The organism is Staphylococcus sp. McC-251-APC-3A2, assembly GCF_009695665.1.
GTDB classification, from domain to species: domain Bacteria; phylum Bacillota; class Bacilli; order Staphylococcales; family Staphylococcaceae; genus Staphylococcus; species Staphylococcus cohnii.
In genome coordinates, this window is the sequence record NZ_VUNO01000001.1 from 172570 (window position 1) to 190947 (window position 18378).

Sequence of the window (18378 nt, forward strand, 5' to 3'; positions counted from 1 at the left end):
TTAGAGCTTTGACATTAGTATTATTTTGAGATACTTAAATGTTTTGATAAAATAACAAAGAAGTCACACATGAAGGAGAAACTAATGTCTAAATTTGATGAAATGATTACAGTCGTACCAAGAAAAATTTTATTTGATAATGAAAATAATCAGTTTAATGGATTTTTAGATAAAAATTCAAATAAAGGACAAGACATTTTTGAAACACTATCGAATTATGAAATTAAACGTCGTGGTGATATGGAGGAAAATCCAAGTTATAAACAACTTATTTCATATTGCATATTAGAAAATGAACACGATGAAATTTTGGTTTATGAACGTCTATCTGGTGGTGGAGAAACACGTTTACACGGGCAATCTTCAATCGGTGTCGGTGGTCATATGAATGACGTTAAAGGGGCCGAATCTATTAATGAAGTGCTCAGAGTGAATGCTCAGAGAGAATTAAATGAAGAAGTAGGACTTTCTGAAAGTAAATCACAAAATTTAGCATACATAGGCTTTATCAACGATGATACAAATGAAGTCGGTGAAGTTCATTTAGGTGTTGTATTTAAGATAAATGTTAATAGTAATGATGTAGAATCAAAAGAGACAGATACTTTAAAAATTAAATGGGTCAATCATAATAAGATAGATAATTATGATGACTTTGAAACATGGAGTGCACTCATTTTACAGGCAATACAATAGAGGTGTTGATCAATGTCTGATATCATTCCATTTCCACGATCAAAAGAAAAGTTGATTAGAGAAATTAAGCAAGCTTTTAATGAAAATAATTTAGCGCAAGCCTATGATTTGTTTGAGTCATTAGAAGCTCAATTCGAACTTGATGAACAAATGGCGCTTTTAAAATGTGCGATGCTTTTTAAAATGGAACATTATTTAGAATTACGTGAAGAAGCAATCATTTTATTAAAACAAGGTATGTCCAACTATGATGATTTAATGATTTACTATGTAAAAAGTTTAAATGGCTTGGGGCAATATTTTGAAGTCGTCGAAATCATTAACCAAATCATAGATGAGGTTAATGATCATAAAACTAGAATGGAACTGTTTCCAATCAAGGAATTTGCATTAAGCCAAATTGATAAACATAATGAACATGCAGCTCAAATGCTACAAAATTTTGATACATTAACACTTAAAGAACAAGTTAATATTATGTTGACGCTCATAGACCATAGTCAATATCGTTATCAAGAAACAGTCATTCATTTGTTGAATGCGTTAGCACTAGCACCAAATGTCGTAAGTATTATGTTGGAATACTTGCGCTTTGCAAAAAATGATCAAACGATTTCTATTCATAAATACGGATATGAAATCAATGTGATTCCACGTAATCTTGAAGGATTAGAACAAACTTTATTCAAAACTGAAATCATACCTAACGTACTAAAACAACTTGAAGATGGTGCAGCACAACTTGTAGAGGAAGCACTTCATTTGCTGAATAATCATGCCATTTTACTCTATCCATTAAATGTTGAAAACATTGCAACTAAGCAAGCTTGGATAGAAGGTTACACAAATTATTTCAAATCTATGGTCGGTTTAGAAAGTCTTGATGAAACGAATCATGTGCTTGCATTCATCGTGTCACTAGATAAAGGAAAATAGGTTGTTTTATCATTAACTCATATGAAAAGTGGGTAATGATGTTAAGAGGCAATAAAAAATTAAAATAAATTTCAACTTTTTATTTATTATTCATATAAAATTCATAATTTGTGTCGAGCTTTGACGTTTGCTATAATAATGAAGTTGAAAAAATAAAATAGGATAATCATGGAGGTTTTTATACATGACAGCAACTTGGGAAAAAAAGGAAGGTAACGAAGGCGTTTTATCTGTTACTGTTCCAGCAGAAAAAGTAGACAAAGCAATTGATCAAGCTTTCAAAAAAGTGGTTAAACAAATTAATGTGCCAGGATTCCGTAAAGGGAAAGTACCTCGCCAAATTTTTGAACAACGCTTTGGTGTAGAAGCATTGTATCAAGATGCAGTTGATATCTTATTACCAGAAGCATATGGTGAAGCTATTGACGAAACTGGCATTAAACCAGTTGATCAACCAGAAATCAATGTAACATCAATTGAAAAAGGTGAAGACATGACTTTTGAAGCAAATGTTGTAGTTGAACCTGAAGTTGAGCTTGGTGATTACAAAGGTTTAGAAATTGAAAAACAAGATACTGAATTAACTGAAGAAGAAGTACAAGAATCAATCGATCATCAACTTGGACATTTAGCAGAAATGGTTGTTAAAGAAGATGGTGCAGTTGAAAACGGTGATACTGTAAACATTGATTTTGATGGTTATGTAGATGATGAACAATTTGAAGGTGGACAAGCTGAAGGCTATGACCTTGAAATTGGTTCAGGATCATTCATTCCAGGTTTTGAAGAACAATTGGTTGGTGTTAAAGCTGGTGAAGAAAAAGATGTTAATGTAACATTCCCAGAAGAATACCATGCTGAAGAATTAGCTGGTAAAGAAGCAACATTCAAAACAAAAGTTAATGAAATTAAATATAAAGACGTTCCAGAATTAAATGATGAAATTGCAAACGAATTAGATGCTGAAGCTAACTCAGTTGATGAGTATAAAGAAAACGTACGTAAACGTTTAGCTGAACAAAAAGCAACAGACGCTGAAAATACTCAAAAAGAAGAAGCTATCAACAAAGCTACGAATAATACAACAATTGACGTTCCAGAAGCGATGATTAAAACTGAGTTAGACCGCATGGTTCAAGAATTTGGACAACGTATGCAACAACAAGGTCTTAATTTAGAAACTTATTTCCAAATTTCTGGACAAGATGAGTCACAATTAAGAGAACAAATGAAAGATGATGCTGAAGAACGCGTTAAAACAAACTTAACATTAACTGCGATTGCTGATGCTGAAGAAGTTGAAGTATCTGATGCTGACATCGATAAAGAATTAGAAAAAATGAGTGAACAGTTTAATATATCTGTAGAAGATATTAAACAAACGCTTGGCAGTACTGACATCGTTAAAAATGATGTGCGTATCCAAAAAGTTATCGATATGTTAGTAGAAGAAGCGAAATTAGTAGAACCATCTAAAGATGACTCAGAAGCATAATTAAAAATATCTCAAGCATATTGTTTGTAGAAACAAAGAATAGTTGTTTAATATTGTAAACTAGTAGCAGATGCATTCAATTAATGTGTCTGCTACAATGTTTTGTGCAAAAAACTTGAGATTTATTCAAGTTGCATATTAAAATGCTATCTAGTATAGTCTTTAGGGAATAGGGGTGTAAATAGAATGTTCAAATTCAATGAAGATGAAGAAAATTTAAAATGCTCTTTCTGTGGTAAAGATCAAGACCAAGTTAAAAAATTAGTCGCAGGAAGTGGCGTATACATTTGTAATGAATGTATTGAGCTATGCTCAGAAATTGTTGAAGAAGAATTAGCTCAATCAGAATCAGAAGGACTAACAGAATTACCAACTCCTAAAGAAATTATGGACCAATTAAATGATTATGTTATTGGACAAGAAAAAGCTAAAAAATCTTTAGCTGTCGCAGTATATAATCATTATAAACGTGTTCAAAATTTAGGTCCAAATGAAGATGACGTAGAATTACAAAAAAGTAATGTTGCCTTAATTGGTCCAACAGGTAGCGGTAAAACCCTTTTAGCCCAAACTTTAGCTAAAACATTAAACGTACCTTTTGCAATCGCAGACGCTACGAGTTTAACTGAAGCCGGATATGTTGGCGATGACGTTGAAAATATATTGCTTCGCTTAATTCAAGCAGCTGATTTTGATATAGATAAAGCAGAAAAAGGTATTATTTATGTCGATGAAATTGATAAAATCGCTAGAAAATCTGAAAACACATCTATTACAAGAGATGTTTCTGGTGAAGGTGTACAACAAGCGCTATTGAAAATTCTTGAAGGTACGACTGCTAGTGTGCCACCACAAGGCGGACGTAAACATCCAAACCAAGAATTAATTCAAATTGATACTACAAACATCTTATTTGTACTAGGTGGTGCATTTGATGGTATTGATGAAGTAATCAAACGTAGACTTGGTGAAAAAGTAATTGGTTTTTCTAGTAGTGAAGCATCTAAATATGATGAAGATGCTATCTTAGAACAAATTAGACCTGAAGATTTACAATCATATGGTCTGATTCCAGAATTTATTGGTCGTGTACCTATTGTTGCTAATTTAGAGACATTAGATGTAGATGCATTAAAAAATATTTTAACGCAACCAAAAAATGCTTTAGTAAAACAATATACAAAAATGTTAGAACTTGATGATGTAGAATTAGAATTTACAGACGAAGCGTTGTCTGCAATTAGTAATAAAGCGATCGAGCGTAAAACAGGTGCACGTGGATTACGTTCAATTATTGAAGAAGCATTGATTGATATTATGTACGATGTTCCATCTTCTGATGGTGTTGTGAAAGTAGTAATTACAGAAGAAACAATTAATGAAGAAAAAGATCCTGAACTATACGATAAAGAAGGCAACCTTGTAAATAAGGAACAAACTTCTGCTTAACAAAACAGTTTTGAAATAAGGGCCAAAGCCAACGCATCATTTTATGAGTATTGGTTGTCCTGCAAGGTTAGATTAACGTTGATATAAACTATAATTATCAAAATTTCAAATGCGTCAACGTTAAAAATTCAAACTACGAGGCTGAGACATTTTTAATATGTCTTAGCCTCTTTCTTTTTAAAAGCAGTATAAATCATATAAAAATACATATAAATATGTGAAATTGTGTAATATAATAATGAAGTGACTTTAATAGAAAAGAGGGTCGGGAATGAAAATAAATCCTAATGAAATTGAATTATTAATAAGTGCGGTAAAGCCCGAACAATATCCAGAAACTGGATTAAGTGAAGTTGGTCTTAGTGGTCGCTCTAACGTTGGTAAATCATCCTTTATCAATAGTATGATTGGACGAAAAAATATGGCAAGAACTTCACAACAACCAGGTAAAACGCAAACACTCAATTTTTATAACATTGATAACCAACTGGTATTTGTAGATGTGCCAGGCTACGGTTATGCAAAAGTAAGTAAAAAGCAGCGTGAAGCATTTGGAAAAATGATTGAAAAATATATTTCTCAAAGAACATCTTTAAAGCTTGTCATTCAGCTTGTCGATTTGAGACATAATCCGACTGAAGACGATATTTTAATGTATAATTATTTGAAGTATTTTGATATTCCGACATTAGTGATCGCTACAAAAGAGGATAAAATTGCTAAAGGCAAAGTACAGAAACATTTGGCTAATGTTCAACGAAAGCTTGAAATGGAACCTGAGGATGAAATTATAAGTTATTCTTCTATCCAAGCGAATAAACAACAACAAGTCTGGAATATAATTGAAAAATATTTATAAAAAGCTTAAAAGGTCTTTAAATTGTATAAATTATGACAACTATTTGAATGTAAATTAGAATATTTCTAATTTACGTGCGCAAGATGCTTAACTCAAATGATAATTGTGTTATAATTTACTTATTGTAATATGTATGGAGGGCGTTATAAATGCATTTAATTGCGATAAGCATTAATCATCGTACAGCAGATGTAGCACTGAGAGAACAAGTTGCTTTTAAAGATGATGCCATACGTTCAGCTAATGTTGATTTATTTGAAACTAAATCTATTTTAGAAAATGTAATATTATCAACATGTAATCGTACAGAAGTATATGCGGTTGTTGATCAAATTCATACGGGTCGCTATTATATTCAACGTTTTTTAGCGAGAAATTTTGGATTTGATGTAGAAGAGATTAAACAAATAACTGAAGTAACAGTGGGGGACGCAGCAGTAAAACATTTATTGCAAGTTACTTCTGGATTAGATTCTGTAGTATTAGGAGAAACTCAAATTCTTGGACAAATTAGAGATGCATTCTTTATCGCTCAAGAAGAAGATACAACTGGTACTATATTTAATCATCTATTTAAACAAGCGATTACTTTCGCGAAAAAAGCACATAATGAAACAGATATTGCAGATAATGCAGTGAGTGTTTCATATGCAGCAGTTGAACTTAGTAAGAAAGTATTTGGCAAAATTAATAATAAAAGCGCATTGATAATTGGTGCAGGGGATATGAGTGAGCTGTCACTCTTAAATTTGATTGGTTCAGATGTAACTGATGTGACAATCGTTAATAGGACTGTCAGTAAAGCACAGAAATTAGCAATCTCACATAATGTTAAGTATGAATCTATGGAGGCACTACCACAACTTTTGGCACATGCGGATATTGTGATCAGTTCAACGAGTTCAGATGAATATATCATTACAAATAGCATGATGGCTTCTATTCAATCACAACGGAAAAATGATTCACTCGTATTGATTGATATTGCGGTCCCAAGAGATATTGAACCAGGCATTGATACACATCAAGATGTCTTTAATTATGATGTTGACGATTTGAAAGGCTTAGTGGATGCTAACTTAAAACAACGTCAAAATGCGGCTGACGAAATTTTACAAAGAATTCCAGCAGAAATTGAAGCACATAATGAATGGGTTAATATGTTAGGTGTTGTTCCTGTTATTCGTGCACTTAGAGAAAAAGCGATGGATATTCAAGAAGATACAATGAGTAGTATTGATCGAAAACTTCCTGGTTTAACAGAAAGAGAACGTAAAATAATATCAAAACATACAAAAAGTATCATTAACCAAATGTTAAAAGATCCTATTAAGCAAGCGAAAGAGTTGAGTAGTGACAAAAAAAGTAACGAAAAATTAGAGCTATTTCAAAACATTTTTGACATTGAAGCTGAACAAGCCTATAAACCAAAAAAGAAAAAAAGTAATGTAGCTACGACAAGTCAAATTTTTAGTTTTGAATAAGCAAATGCAAATGGTGATGATATGCAAGAATTTTCGTTCATTAGATTAAATGAACTTATATTATTAATTTATTTATTTAGCATTGCTTGTTATTTTTATGATTTTTTGAAAAAACATCATAGAATTAAAATGATTGGTTTTGTTTCATTAGGGATTGTTTGGATGTTACAAACAGTCTCTTTATCTTTATATGTAAATGTAACGAAGCAAATTCCGTTAGGGAATATATTTGATGTGTTTTTTGCGTTAGCATGGCTTATTATTTCTATTTCCATAGTTATCAATGTGATTAAACAAATAAACTTATCCATATTTTTATTTAATATGATTGGTTTTTTATTCATTGCAATCAACACATTCCAACCTATGCATTATCAAAGTACCGGTGAAAAACTCAATATTATCAATGAATTGCTTATAGTGCATATTAGTTTGGCAGTAATTAGTTACGCATTATTTGCTTTTGCTTTTGTAAATTGTATCTTGTATTTAATACAATATAATAATTTGAAACAAAAACGATTTGACCAGAAATATTTTAGAATTGGTAGTGTGGCCACACTTGAACAAGTGGTATTCTACAGTAGTTTAATCGGTTTTATTTTCATAATATTAAGCATTGTACTAGGCGCGCAATGGGGATTTAATACTTTAGGTGTAAACATCATTATAGACCCTAAAGTTATTATGTCATCAGTCATAACATTGCTATATGGAATTTATTTGATTTTTAGAGTTAAAAAAATACTAACTAAGCATAAATTAATTTACTTTAATATCTTATTGTTTTGTCTTAGTATGATTAATTTATTTTTTGCTTCACATATATCTGATTTTCATCAATGGACAGGTATTTATTGAAGTGTAATTTAGTTGAATGAATAGACTTGTTTCTAGGAGGATGCGCATGATGCGTAAATTAGTAGTAGGTTCACGAAGAAGTAAGTTAGCTTTAACGCAAAGTAAACAATTTATTGATAAATTAAAATCAGTAGATCCAAGTTTAGAAGTGGAAATAAAGGAAATCGTAACAAAAGGCGATCGAATTATAGATAAACAATTATCTAAAGTGGGCGGAAAAGGTCTGTTTGTTAAAGAAATTCAAAATGCTTTATTTAATGAAGAAATTGATATGGCAATTCATTCCTTAAAAGATGTCCCAAGTGTGATTCCAGATGGATTGACTTTAGGTTGCATACCTGACAGAGAAAATCCATATGATGCGTACATTGCTAAAAATCATATTCCACTAGAAGAACTACCAAAGCAAAGTATTGTTGGTACTAGTTCGTTAAGACGTGGTGCGCAAATACTTGCAAAATATCCACATTTACAAATAAAATGGATTCGCGGTAATATTGATACACGATTGAGTAAATTAAATAATGAAGATTACGATGCCATATTATTAGCTGCAGCTGGGCTAAAACGTATGGGTTGGTCTGATGATATCGTCACTTCATATTTAGACGAGCGTACTTTGATACCTGCGATAGGTCAAGGGGCCTTAGGTATAGAATGTCGGTCAGATGACAAGGAGTTGCTAGAACTTCTTGCTAAAGTCCACAATCATGATGTTGCAGATTGTGTAACTGCAGAGCGCACGTTTTTAGAACGTATGAATGGTAGTTGCCAAGTACCTATAGGGGGCTATGCTAGTAAAAATAGTGATGGTACAATAGAATTCACAGGACTAATTATGTCACCTGACGGTAAAGAACGTTACGAACAAACCGAACGTGGGACTGATCCTGTAGAACTTGGTGAAAAAGTAACAGAAGTCTTAAATGCACAGGGTGCATATGAAATAATTAAAGCGCTAAACGAAGAACAATAATCGTTCGAGGTGAAAATAATGAGACCAGTTATAGTTATGACACAAACTTCTAAATTTAAACAAAATGATAAGCTTATTCTACACAAACCATTTATAGATGTAGAGCCTTTATCATTTGATTTAAATTTATTAGATGTCGACTATGACTGGCTTATTTTTTCGTCTAAAAATGCAGTGAAATATTTCCAACCATTTTTATCACAAGTGAAAGTTAAAAATTTCGCTGCGATAGGTGCCAAAACTGCAGACTATTGTAAATCATTGGGTTTAGATGTGTTATTTTATCCTTCAGATTACTCACAAGAAGGGTTTCTTAAATGCTTTCAAACTTCAAAAAACAGCAAAATTTTAATACCCTCAAGTGCTTATGCACGGCCTTTATTGCAAAAAAGTTTAAGTCAACGAGGTTATCAAGTTTGTAAAATTGATTTATATCGCCCAGTACCACATACTAAAAATATTGAAGATGTTAAGCATATGATAAGAAATAATGAGTTAGATGTTATTACATTTGCTAGTTCATCTGCAGTAAGATATTTTTTTGAACAAAGTGAAACACCGCAATTTAATCAGTATTACGTCATAGGACAACAAACCTTAGACACTATAAAGCAATATGGTTATGATGCGGCAATATCAAATATTCAAACATTAGATTCGTTAATAAATAAAGTTGAAGAAAGTTGGGAAAATGATGCAATTTGATAGACACAGAAGATTACGTAGTAGTAAATCTATGAGAGACATGGTTCGTGAAACACATGTACACAAAGAAGATTTAATTTATCCTATTTTCGTTGTAGAACGAGATAATGTTAAAGAAGAAATAAAATCAATGCCAGGTGTGTATCAACTCAGTTTAAACTTGCTTGATGAAGAAATTAAAGAAGCATATGATTTAGGAATTAGAGGAATAATGTTCTTCGGTGTACCCAATGAAAAAGATGCTGTTGGTACAGGTGCTTATGATCATAATGGCATTGTTCAAGAAGCTACTAGAAAAGCCAAAGCAATGTACAGTGACTTGCTCGTTGTCGCAGACACTTGTTTATGTGAATATACAGATCATGGTCATTGTGGTGTTATTAATGAAAAAACAAATGATGTAGACAACGATAAATCTTTACCATTGCTAGTGAAAACTGCTATCTCACAAGTGGAAGCTGGTGCCGATATCATTGCGCCTAGTAATATGATGGACGGTTTCGTAGCAGAAATTAGAGCAGGTTTAGATGATGCTGGTTATTACAATATACCAATCATGAGTTATGGTATTAAATATGCTTCTAGCTTTTTCGGTCCATTCCGTGATGCTGCTGAATCTGCACCACAATTTGGAGATAGAAAAACGTACCAAATGGATCCAGCAAATAGAAGAGAAGCACTAAGAGAGCTTGAAAGTGATTTACATGAAGGTGCAGACATGATGATTGTTAAACCTGCTTTGAGTTTTTTAGACATTATTAGAGATGTTCGTAATACGACAAATGTTCCGGTAATTGCATATAATGTAAGTGGTGAATATAGCATGACGAAAGCAGCTGCACTTAATGGATGGATTGATGAAAAACAAGTTGTGATGGAACAGATGATTTCAATGAAACGTGCAGGAGCGGACATGATTATCACGTATTTCTCTAAAGATATTTGTAGATATATTGATGAACAATAAGGAGGCAATTTTAAATGGGATATAATAATTCTATAGAAGCAATGAAGACAGCTGAAAATCTAATGCCAGGTGGTGTAAATAGTCCAGTTAGAGCATTTAAATCTGTAGATACGCCGGCGATTTTTATGGATCATGGTGAAGGTTCAAAAATATACGATATCGATGGCAATGAATATATTGATTATGTTTTAAGTTGGGGACCATTAATTTTAGGTCATAAAAACAAACAAGTAAATGAAAGCTTACATGAAGCTGTTGATAATGGTACAAGTTTTGGCGCTTCAACTTTAATTGAAAATAAGTTAGCAGAACTAGTTATCGATCGTGTACCTTCCATTGAAAAACTACGCATGGTATCTTCAGGTACAGAAGCGACACTGGATACATTACGTTTAGCAAGAGGCTATACTGGTAGAAATAAAATAGTGAAATTTACAGGATGTTATCATGGTCATAGTGATTCACTTTTAATCAAAGCAGGGTCTGGCGTTGCTACTTTAGGATTACCTGATTCTCCAGGTGTTCCAGAAGGTATTGCAAAAAATACAATTTCAGTACCATATAATGACTTAGCGTCAATAAAAGTAGCTTTTGAAGAATTTGGTGATGACATTGCTGGTGTTATCGTTGAACCTGTAGCGGGTAATATGGGTGTTGTTCCACCAGTAGAAGGATTCTTACAAGGCTTGAGAGATATCACAAATGAATATGGTTCGTTATTAATATTTGATGAAGTTATGACTGGTTTTAGAGTGGGATATCATTGTGCACAAGGTTACTTTAATGTGATGCCTGATTTAACTTGTCTTGGTAAAGTCATAGGTGGAGGATTACCTGCAGCAGCATTTGGTGGTAAAAAAGAAATCATGGATCATATTGCACCTTCAGGTAATATTTACCAAGCGGGAACATTATCTGGAAATCCGCTAGCTATGACAAGTGGTTATGAAACTTTAAAACAATTAACACCAGAGTCATATGAATACTTCAATAAACTTGGAGATATATTAGAAAATGGCTTAAAAGATATTTTTAAAAAGCATAATGTACCCATTACTGTGAATCGTGCAGGATCTATGATAGGGTATTTCTTAAATGAAGGACCGGTAACTAATTTTGAAGAAGCAAATCAAAGTGATTTAGAAATGTTTAGTCAAATGTATAGAGAAATGGCAAAAGAAGGCGTATTTTTACCACCTTCCCAATTTGAAGGGACATTCCTTTCTACTGCACATACAGAAGCGGATATAGAAAAAACATTAGCAGCATTTGATACTGCATTGAGCCGTATTGTTTAATGTTAAGCACTTAAAATTTATATTGTTATTTCCAATTTAGTTAAAATAAATAGTGTTTTAAAGGGCTCATTAATAACATTTAATTGTATTTACTTTTTAGAGTTCTTTTACCTAAATGGGGCGAGGATTCGAAATCAAATTAAGCATTTTGATTTCTAACTCGCTCCTTTTAATTTAATTAGTCATGTATATAAATATAACGATACTAAAGAAAGTTGTGAGCAAATGAATAAGCATTTAAAAAGTAATTTTATCGTATTAATATTAGCGCTTATTTTTAGTTTAGTACTAAATGCAGCCCATGTTTTGCTGCCGTTTATGTTTGGACCAATTATTGCTAGTATCGTTTGTATACGCTATTTACACTTAGATGTAAGATGGCCGTTTTGGTTAAGTCAAATTGGTTTAGTGCTATTAGGAGTTCAAATAGGCTCTACTTTTACAAAAAATGTCATATTTGATATCAAAGATGATTGGCTCACGATTGTTTTGATAACAATTATGTTACTTATATTAGCTTTAATCATTGCTTATTTTTTCAAAAAAATTGCTAATGTTAATACCGAAACGGCAATATTAAGTGTGATCCCCGGTGCTTTGAGTCAAATGTTAATAATGGCAGAGGAAAATAAAAAAGCGAATATAATGGTTGTTAGTTTAACTCAAACATCAAGAATCATATTTGTTGTTATATTAGTTCCATTTATATCGTATTTTTTTCAAGATTCTGGAAATCATTCAACAACTGGACGAACTACACAAGTTTTGACACAGGCTTTAACAATTCCGAATATAGCTTTACTTATTATTGCAATAGCTGTTATTTATTTTGTTATGACAAAAATAAATTTTCCAACCAAACAATTACTTGCTCCTATTCTCGTACTGATAGGATGGAACTTATTTACTGGTGTGACTTTCACACTAGATAATTACATCATTGCTGCAGCACAAATTATATATATGATTCGCATAGGTATACAAATAGCAAAGTTATTAGACCAAATGAAAGGGAGAATTGCAATAGCAATTGCATTCCAAAATATTTTATTAATATTATTAGCATTTGTCATGGTTTTGTTTATCGCAACCGTATCACATCATCAAGTGAACGAATTGTTCCTAGGTGCCGCCCCTGGAGGCATGAGTCAAATTGTTTTAGTTGCTATTGAAACTGGCGCAGATGTCGCGATGATATCTAGTTACCATATCTTTAGAATTTTCTTTATATTATTTTTAATTGCACCGATGTTAAATTATTTTCTTAAATTTAGGGAGAGACAAAGCGAAAGTAATAAAAATGATTAGCAAATATAGCGTTGTAAAATCTATTGATTTTTTACAATAATTTAATATTTATTATGTTGAACAACTTATTTTTCTTTGATATTATATAAGCGAAGTACCTCCAGTACTTCATCCTTTTGACCACTCTGCGGAGTGGTTTTTTTATACATTTAACGTCATGATTGAAAGTAAACTAAATATACGCTTATGACACGGTTTAATTTTTAAAAGACTTGAATATGCTTAAACTAAAAAACATGAGCAAAAGCTCATGTCAGACTGTCGATAAACTGGGCGACTTTGATAGCAGTTTTTTGTGCATGTTTTCTGTCTATATTAATTATTGATGCAAGTTTAAAAAATATTTTTTAGCACACACTTTTTGGAAAAAACAATTCTATTATTCAATAAAATCTAATAAATGAGACAACTGCTCGTTAACTATATTAAAGTGGTTTATTTTTAATGAAAACCTTCGCCATTGTAAATGTTAGGGTTATAAGGGCATGCTTGTAAGTGAGCATTATATAGACCTGCTGCCTCCAAAAATGAGAAGACAGTGACTGGACCTAAAAACTTAAATCCATACTGCTTTAATTTTTTAGAAAGTTCCGTGGCACGCTCATCTACTGTCATTCGTTCAGTTGACTGACGATAGCCTAAATCGAGTGGTTTATTATCGACATAAGACCATAAAAACGTACTAAAACTGCCATAATCTTTTTCGATTTTGAAATATCCTTCTGCTTGATTGACAATAGCCTCTAATTTTTTTCTATTATGAACAATATTGGGAAACTCCATTAACCTATCAATATCTTCTGACGTCATATTTACAATTTTCGTTGGATCGAAATTATAAAATGCTTGTTCATATGATTCTTTTTTCTTTAAAATAGTTAACCAAGATAGCCCAGCATGTTGGGATTCTAATGCCATCAATTTAAATAGTTTCAAACTATCATATATAGGATGTCCCCAACTTTCATTGTGATAATTAATGTAAACAGGATCTGTAGTGCCAAATGCACATTCATTCATAAATTTCACTCCATTTTATTGACTTATTTTCATATCCATTATACTATAATCAAGTAAAGAAATATTGTCTACTGGGAAGAGTAAATAAGCTGAAATTTAACAGAGAGTACATGGTAGCTGAAAATGTACAATTTAACTTATTGAAGGTAGCCCACATTGAACTTTAGCTGAAACTTGTCAAATCTGAGATAATAAAGTAGGTTAAAGCGTGTTTGAGCGTTAATCATAATTTTAAGTGCTTGAAATTATTATACTAATTTCTTGAATTTAGGTGGTACCACGGTAAAACCCGTCCTATTTTATAGGATGGGTTTTTATTTATTTAAGGAGGATTTTACACATGGAAATGAAACCCAAATATAATCCAAACGAAGTCGAAGCTGGACGTTATGACCAGTGGGTCAATAACGGCTATTTTAAAGCAGCAGAAGATCATTCAAAAGAAACATATACAATCGTTATTCCACCCCCAAATGTAACTGGAAAATTACATTTAGGTCATGCTTGGGATACAACGTTACAAGATATTATAACAAGAATGAAGCGTATGCAAGGGTATGACACACTTTATTTACCAGGTATGGACCATGCTGGTATAGCGACACAAGCTAAAGTAGAAGCTAAACTCAAAGAAGAAGGTTTATCTCGCCATGATTTAGGTAGAGAGAAGTTCTTAGAAAAAGCTTGGGATTGGAAAGAAGAGTATGCAGATTTTATTAGACAACAGTGGGCAAAATTAGGTTTAGGCTTAGATTATAGTAGAGAGCGCTTTACATTAGATGAAGGACTTAGTAAAGCAGTTAAAAAAGTATTTGTAGATATGTATAATAAAGGTCTAATTTATCGTGGTGAATACATCATCAACTGGGATCCAGTTGCACGAACTGCTTTATCTGATATAGAAGTAATTCATGAGGATGTACAAGGTAAGTTTTATCATTTTAAATATCCTTATGCAGATGGTAATGGCTTCATTGAGATAGCCACTACACGTCCTGAGACGATGTTAGGTGATACTGCAATCGTAGTGAATCCGAATGATGATCGTTATAAAGATGTTATAGGTAAAACTGTAATTTTGCCTATAATTGGGAGAGAATTACCAATACTAGCAGATGAATATGTGGATATCGATTTTGGTAGTGGTGCGATGAAAGTTACACCATCACATGATCCAAATGACTTTGAAATAGGTAATCGCCATGATTTAGAACGTATTACAGTTATGGATGAGTCTGGTCACATGAATGCACATGCTGGTAAATATCAAGGTATGGATAGATTTGAATGTCGTGAAGCATTAGTAAAAGACTTATACGAACAGGATTTAGTGATTAAAATTGAAGAACATGAACATTCTGTTGGACATTCAGAACGTTCTGGTGCAGTCGTTGAACCTTATCTATCTACACAATGGTTTGTTAAAATGAAACCATTAGCTGAACAAGCATTAAACAACCAAAAAACGGATAACAGAATCGATTTTGTGCCAAATAGATTTGAAAAAACATTCAACCGTTGGATGGAAGAAATTAGAGATTGGACGATTTCACGACAGTTATGGTGGGGGCATCAAATACCTGCTTGGTACCATAATGAAACTGGAGAAATTTATGTCGGTGAAGAGCCACCACAAAATCAAGAAGAATGGACACAAGATGAAGATGTATTAGACACTTGGTTCTCAAGTGCACTTTGGCCATTTTCAACATTAGGCTGGCCGGATACTGAAAATGAAGATTTCCAACGTTATTACCCAACTAATGTACTTGTAACAGGTTATGATATTATATTCTTCTGGGTAGCTAGAATGATATTCCAAGGACTTGAGTTTACAGGACAACGCCCATTTAACGATGTGTTATTACATGGGTTAGTGCGTGCTGAAGATGGACGTAAAATGAGCAAATCATTAGGCAATGGTGTTGATCCAATGGACGTTATTGATGAGTATGGTGCAGATAGTTTAAGATATTTCTTAGCTACTGGTTCATCTCCTGGTCACGATTTACGTTATTCTACAGAAAAAGTTGAATCAATCTGGAATTTTATAAATAAAATATGGAATGCTGCTAGATTTAGTCTGATGAATATTGGTGACGATTTCAAAGTTGAAGATGTAGATTTATCAACTAATTTATCTTTAGCAGATAAATGGATTTTAACACGCTTAAATGAAACAATAGATACAGTTACTGATTTAAGTGAACGTTATGAATTTGGTGAGGTTGGCAGAGCTCTATATAACTTTATTTGGGATGAATTCTGTGATTGGTATATAGAAATGAGTAAAATACCTATGAACGGTGAAGATGAAGCTCAAAAACAAGTTACACGTTCTGTATTAACTTATGTGCTAGATAATACAATGAGAATGTTACACCCATTTATGCCGTTTGTAACAGAACAAATTTGGCAAAATTTACCACATGAAGGTGAAACGATTGTCAATGCAGCTTGGCCTAAATCAAATAATGAGTTAGTATTTGATGAAAGTAAAGAAACGATGCAACAACTTGTTGAAATAATAAAATCTGTAAGACAATCTCGACTAGAAGTAGATACGCCATTATCAAAAGCTATTCCAATTTTCATTCAAGCAAAAGATGAAAATATACGAGAAACTTTATTAAATAATTCAAATTATATTGATAGATTCTGTCATCCAAGCGAACTAATTATCCAAACTACAATAGCGATCCCTGAAAAAGCAATGACATCAATTACTTCTGCTGGTGAAGTCATATTACCATTAGAAGGTTTAATCGACATGGATAAAGAAATTGCACGTTTAGAAAACGAACTCGAAAAATGGGAAAAAGAGTTAGATCGTGTCAATAAAAAACTAGCTAATGAAAACTTTGTTAATAAAGCGCCTGAAAAAATTATTAATGAAGAGCGTGAGAAAAAACAAACATATCAAGAAAAATATGATGGTGTACAAGAACGAATTAATCAATTAAAAGCATAGGAGTCCTTAACATGAATTACCTAGACAGCTTATATTGGATACATGAACGAACTAAATTTGGCATTAAACCAGGTGTTAAACGCATGGAGTGGATGCTAGATAAATTAAACAATCCACAATTTAATATCAATGGTATTCATGTCGGTGGTACAAATGGTAAAGGGTCAACAGTTGCCTATTTAAGGTCAGCGCTTGTTGACAATGGATATGAAGTTGGGACCTTTACGTCTCCTTTTATAGAAACATTTAATGAACGTATAAGTTTAAATGGTGTACCAATAAGCGACGATGCCATTGTAGAATTAGTTCAAAAGGTAAAACCAGTAAGTGAAGCATTAGAAATAGAAACAGAACTTGGAACAGCCACAGAATTTGAAATTATTACAACGATGATGTTTCTATATTTTGGAGAAATTCATCCAGTTGACTTTGTAATAGTTGAAGCAGGCTTAGGTATAAAGAATGATTCTACAAATGTATTTAAACCAATACTTAGCATTTTAACGAGTATTGGTTTAGATCATGTTGATATTTTAGGCGACACATATGTAGATATCGCCAAAGATAAAGGTGCAATTATTAAACCTGAAACGCCTGTCATATATGCTGTGAAAAATGAAGATGCACTTAAAATCATTCGCGATTTTGTAGAACAACAAAATGCAGAAGGTATTGAGTTAGATAGAGATATTAGTGTGATTTCTCAAGGTGAGGAATTTACATATCGCTATAAGAATTATGAACTAGAAACGCTTATTTTGAATATGCTTGGTGAACATCAAAAAGAGAATGCAGCATTGGCAATTACAGCATTAATCGAATTAAATGAATCTGGGTTAGTTGAATTAGATTTTAATAAAATGATTAATGGGATTGAAGCTGTGAATTGGACAGGAAGAATTGAGAAAGTTAAAGATGAACCATTGATGATTATAGATGGTGCCCATAATTTGGAAAGTGTAGAAGCACTTATAAAGACGTTAAAAGACTATTATAAATTAGATAATGTCGACGTATTGTATGCGGCTATTAATGGAAAGCCTATTCACGCAATGGTTGATCAATTAAAAACAATTGCTTCTACAATGTATATTACGGATTTTGATTTTCCAAAAGCATGCACAAAAGAAGAAATTTACGATGAAATACGATTTGATCAAAAAGAAACTGTGGATGATTTCGTTCGATTTATTGAAAATTATGAAGGACAGGGCTTAGTTATTACAGGTAGTTTGTATTTCATCAGCGAAGTTAAAGCTAAAGTAAATTTCTAAACATTTAATTTGAATATAATAAAGCTAGTTATTATTTAGCACCTTAACCAAAGTTATATAATGGTTTTGTTAAATGGTA

At 32.3% G+C, this 18378-nt stretch carries 15 protein-coding genes and 1 other annotated feature; of the genes, 14 read left to right on the forward strand and 1 reads right to left on the reverse strand.

Annotated elements, in window-relative coordinates:
• Positions 1 to 84 precede the first annotated feature (84 nt).
• The 12 genes from FYJ81_RS00925 to FYJ81_RS00980 all read left to right on the forward strand — a co-directional run bounded on the left by FYJ81_RS00925 (position 85) and on the right by FYJ81_RS00980 (position 13034).
• Entirely contained in the window at positions 85 to 696 is a 612-nt protein-coding gene (locus tag FYJ81_RS00925; RefSeq protein WP_154409223.1) for an NUDIX domain-containing protein, read from the forward strand.
• Positions 697 to 708: 12 nt separating this feature from the next.
• Positions 709 to 1632 carry a hypothetical protein gene (locus FYJ81_RS00930; protein ID WP_107384312.1) on the forward strand — a complete coding sequence of 308 codons (924 nt, stop codon included), beginning with the start codon at positions 709 to 711 and terminating at the stop codon, positions 1630 to 1632.
• Between the two features lie 184 nt (positions 1633 to 1816).
• Positions 1817 to 3127: a trigger factor gene (gene tig / locus FYJ81_RS00935; RefSeq protein ID WP_107384313.1), complete on the forward strand. Its 1311-nt coding sequence runs from the start codon at positions 1817 to 1819 to the stop codon at positions 3125 to 3127.
• A gap of 186 nt (positions 3128 to 3313) precedes the next feature.
• Complete coding sequence (gene clpX, locus FYJ81_RS00940; protein ID WP_019468482.1) at positions 3314 to 4576, forward strand: ATP-dependent Clp protease ATP-binding subunit ClpX; 1263 nt, start codon at positions 3314 to 3316, stop codon at positions 4574 to 4576.
• A gap of 271 nt (positions 4577 to 4847) precedes the next feature.
• On the forward strand, positions 4848 to 5435 hold the full coding sequence (gene yihA, locus FYJ81_RS00945) for a ribosome biogenesis GTP-binding protein YihA/YsxC (protein ID WP_107384314.1): 588 nt from the start codon (positions 4848 to 4850) through the stop codon (positions 5433 to 5435).
• Positions 5436 to 5584: 149 nt separating this feature from the next.
• On the forward strand, positions 5585 to 6919 hold the full coding sequence (gene hemA, locus FYJ81_RS00950; protein ID WP_107384315.1) for a glutamyl-tRNA reductase: 1335 nt from the start codon (positions 5585 to 5587) through the stop codon (positions 6917 to 6919).
• A gap of 21 nt (positions 6920 to 6940) precedes the next feature.
• Positions 6941 to 7780: a cytochrome c biogenesis protein gene (gene ccsA, locus FYJ81_RS00955; protein WP_107384316.1), complete on the forward strand. Its 840-nt coding sequence runs from the start codon at positions 6941 to 6943 to the stop codon at positions 7778 to 7780.
• Between the two features lie 49 nt (positions 7781 to 7829).
• The gene (gene hemC / locus FYJ81_RS00960; protein WP_107384317.1) at positions 7830 to 8756 is read left to right on the forward strand and encodes a hydroxymethylbilane synthase; all 927 of its coding nucleotides are present in this window, start codon (positions 7830 to 7832) and stop codon (positions 8754 to 8756) included.
• An 18-nt stretch (positions 8757 to 8774) separates the two neighbouring features.
• Positions 8775 to 9461 (forward strand): uroporphyrinogen-III synthase, encoded by a 687-nt coding sequence (locus FYJ81_RS00965; protein WP_107384318.1) that lies wholly within the window; start codon positions 8775 to 8777, stop codon positions 9459 to 9461.
• Complete coding sequence (gene hemB / locus FYJ81_RS00970; protein WP_107384319.1) at positions 9451 to 10428, forward strand: porphobilinogen synthase; 978 nt, start codon at positions 9451 to 9453, stop codon at positions 10426 to 10428. Before FYJ81_RS00965 ends, hemB begins: the two co-directional genes overlap by 11 nt.
• A gap of 14 nt (positions 10429 to 10442) precedes the next feature.
• Positions 10443 to 11726, forward strand: a complete 1284-nt coding sequence (gene hemL / locus FYJ81_RS00975) for a glutamate-1-semialdehyde 2,1-aminomutase (protein WP_107384320.1) — start codon at positions 10443 to 10445, stop codon at positions 11724 to 11726.
• A gap of 225 nt (positions 11727 to 11951) precedes the next feature.
• Complete coding sequence (locus tag FYJ81_RS00980; protein WP_107384321.1) at positions 11952 to 13034, forward strand: AbrB family transcriptional regulator; 1083 nt, start codon at positions 11952 to 11954, stop codon at positions 13032 to 13034.
• 441 nt (positions 13035 to 13475) lie between these two features.
• On the opposite strand, the gene FYJ81_RS00985 is transcribed toward FYJ81_RS00980, so the two are convergent.
• On the reverse strand, positions 13476 to 14054 hold the full coding sequence (locus tag FYJ81_RS00985) for a DNA-3-methyladenine glycosylase I (protein ID WP_107384322.1): 579 nt from the start codon (positions 14052 to 14054) through the stop codon (positions 13476 to 13478).
• Between the two features lie 58 nt (positions 14055 to 14112).
• Positions 14113 to 14354, forward strand: a binding site (T-box leader).
• A gap of 40 nt (positions 14355 to 14394) precedes the next feature.
• Here FYJ81_RS00985 and FYJ81_RS00990 point away from each other — a divergent pair.
• On the forward strand, positions 14395 to 17025 hold the full coding sequence (locus tag FYJ81_RS00990; RefSeq protein WP_107384323.1) for a valine--tRNA ligase: 2631 nt from the start codon (positions 14395 to 14397) through the stop codon (positions 17023 to 17025).
• An 11-nt stretch (positions 17026 to 17036) separates the two neighbouring features.
• Entirely contained in the window at positions 17037 to 18299 is a 1263-nt protein-coding gene (locus tag FYJ81_RS00995) for a bifunctional folylpolyglutamate synthase/dihydrofolate synthase (protein ID WP_107384324.1), read from the forward strand.
• Positions 18300 to 18378: the final 79 nt, after the last annotated feature.

Bases quoted from the DNA above. Each gene is read 5' to 3' on its own strand.
- FYJ81_RS00925 (WP_154409223.1), top strand. From the start codon at position 85: ATGTCTAAATTTGATGAAATGATTACAGTCGTACCAAGAAAAATTTTA.
- FYJ81_RS00930 (WP_107384312.1), top strand. From the start codon at position 709: ATGTCTGATATCATTCCATTTCCACGATCAAAAGAAAAGTTGATTAGA.
- tig (WP_107384313.1), top strand. From the start codon at position 1,817: ATGACAGCAACTTGGGAAAAAAAGGAAGGTAACGAAGGCGTTTTATCT.
- clpX (WP_019468482.1), top strand. From the start codon at position 3,314: ATGTTCAAATTCAATGAAGATGAAGAAAATTTAAAATGCTCTTTCTGT.
- yihA (WP_107384314.1), top strand. From the start codon at position 4,848: ATGAAAATAAATCCTAATGAAATTGAATTATTAATAAGTGCGGTAAAG.
- hemA (WP_107384315.1), top strand. From the start codon at position 5,585: ATGCATTTAATTGCGATAAGCATTAATCATCGTACAGCAGATGTAGCA.
- ccsA (WP_107384316.1), top strand. From the start codon at position 6,941: ATGCAAGAATTTTCGTTCATTAGATTAAATGAACTTATATTATTAATT.
- hemC (WP_107384317.1), top strand. From the start codon at position 7,830: ATGCGTAAATTAGTAGTAGGTTCACGAAGAAGTAAGTTAGCTTTAACG.
- FYJ81_RS00965 (WP_107384318.1), top strand. From the start codon at position 8,775: ATGAGACCAGTTATAGTTATGACACAAACTTCTAAATTTAAACAAAAT.
- hemB (WP_107384319.1), top strand. From the start codon at position 9,451: ATGCAATTTGATAGACACAGAAGATTACGTAGTAGTAAATCTATGAGA.
- hemL (WP_107384320.1), top strand. From the start codon at position 10,443: ATGGGATATAATAATTCTATAGAAGCAATGAAGACAGCTGAAAATCTA.
- FYJ81_RS00980 (WP_107384321.1), top strand. From the start codon at position 11,952: ATGAATAAGCATTTAAAAAGTAATTTTATCGTATTAATATTAGCGCTT.
- FYJ81_RS00985 (WP_107384322.1), bottom strand. From the start codon at position 14,054: ATGAATGAATGTGCATTTGGCACTACAGATCCTGTTTACATTAATTAT.
- FYJ81_RS00990 (WP_107384323.1), top strand. From the start codon at position 14,395: ATGGAAATGAAACCCAAATATAATCCAAACGAAGTCGAAGCTGGACGT.
- FYJ81_RS00995 (WP_107384324.1), top strand. From the start codon at position 17,037: ATGAATTACCTAGACAGCTTATATTGGATACATGAACGAACTAAATTT.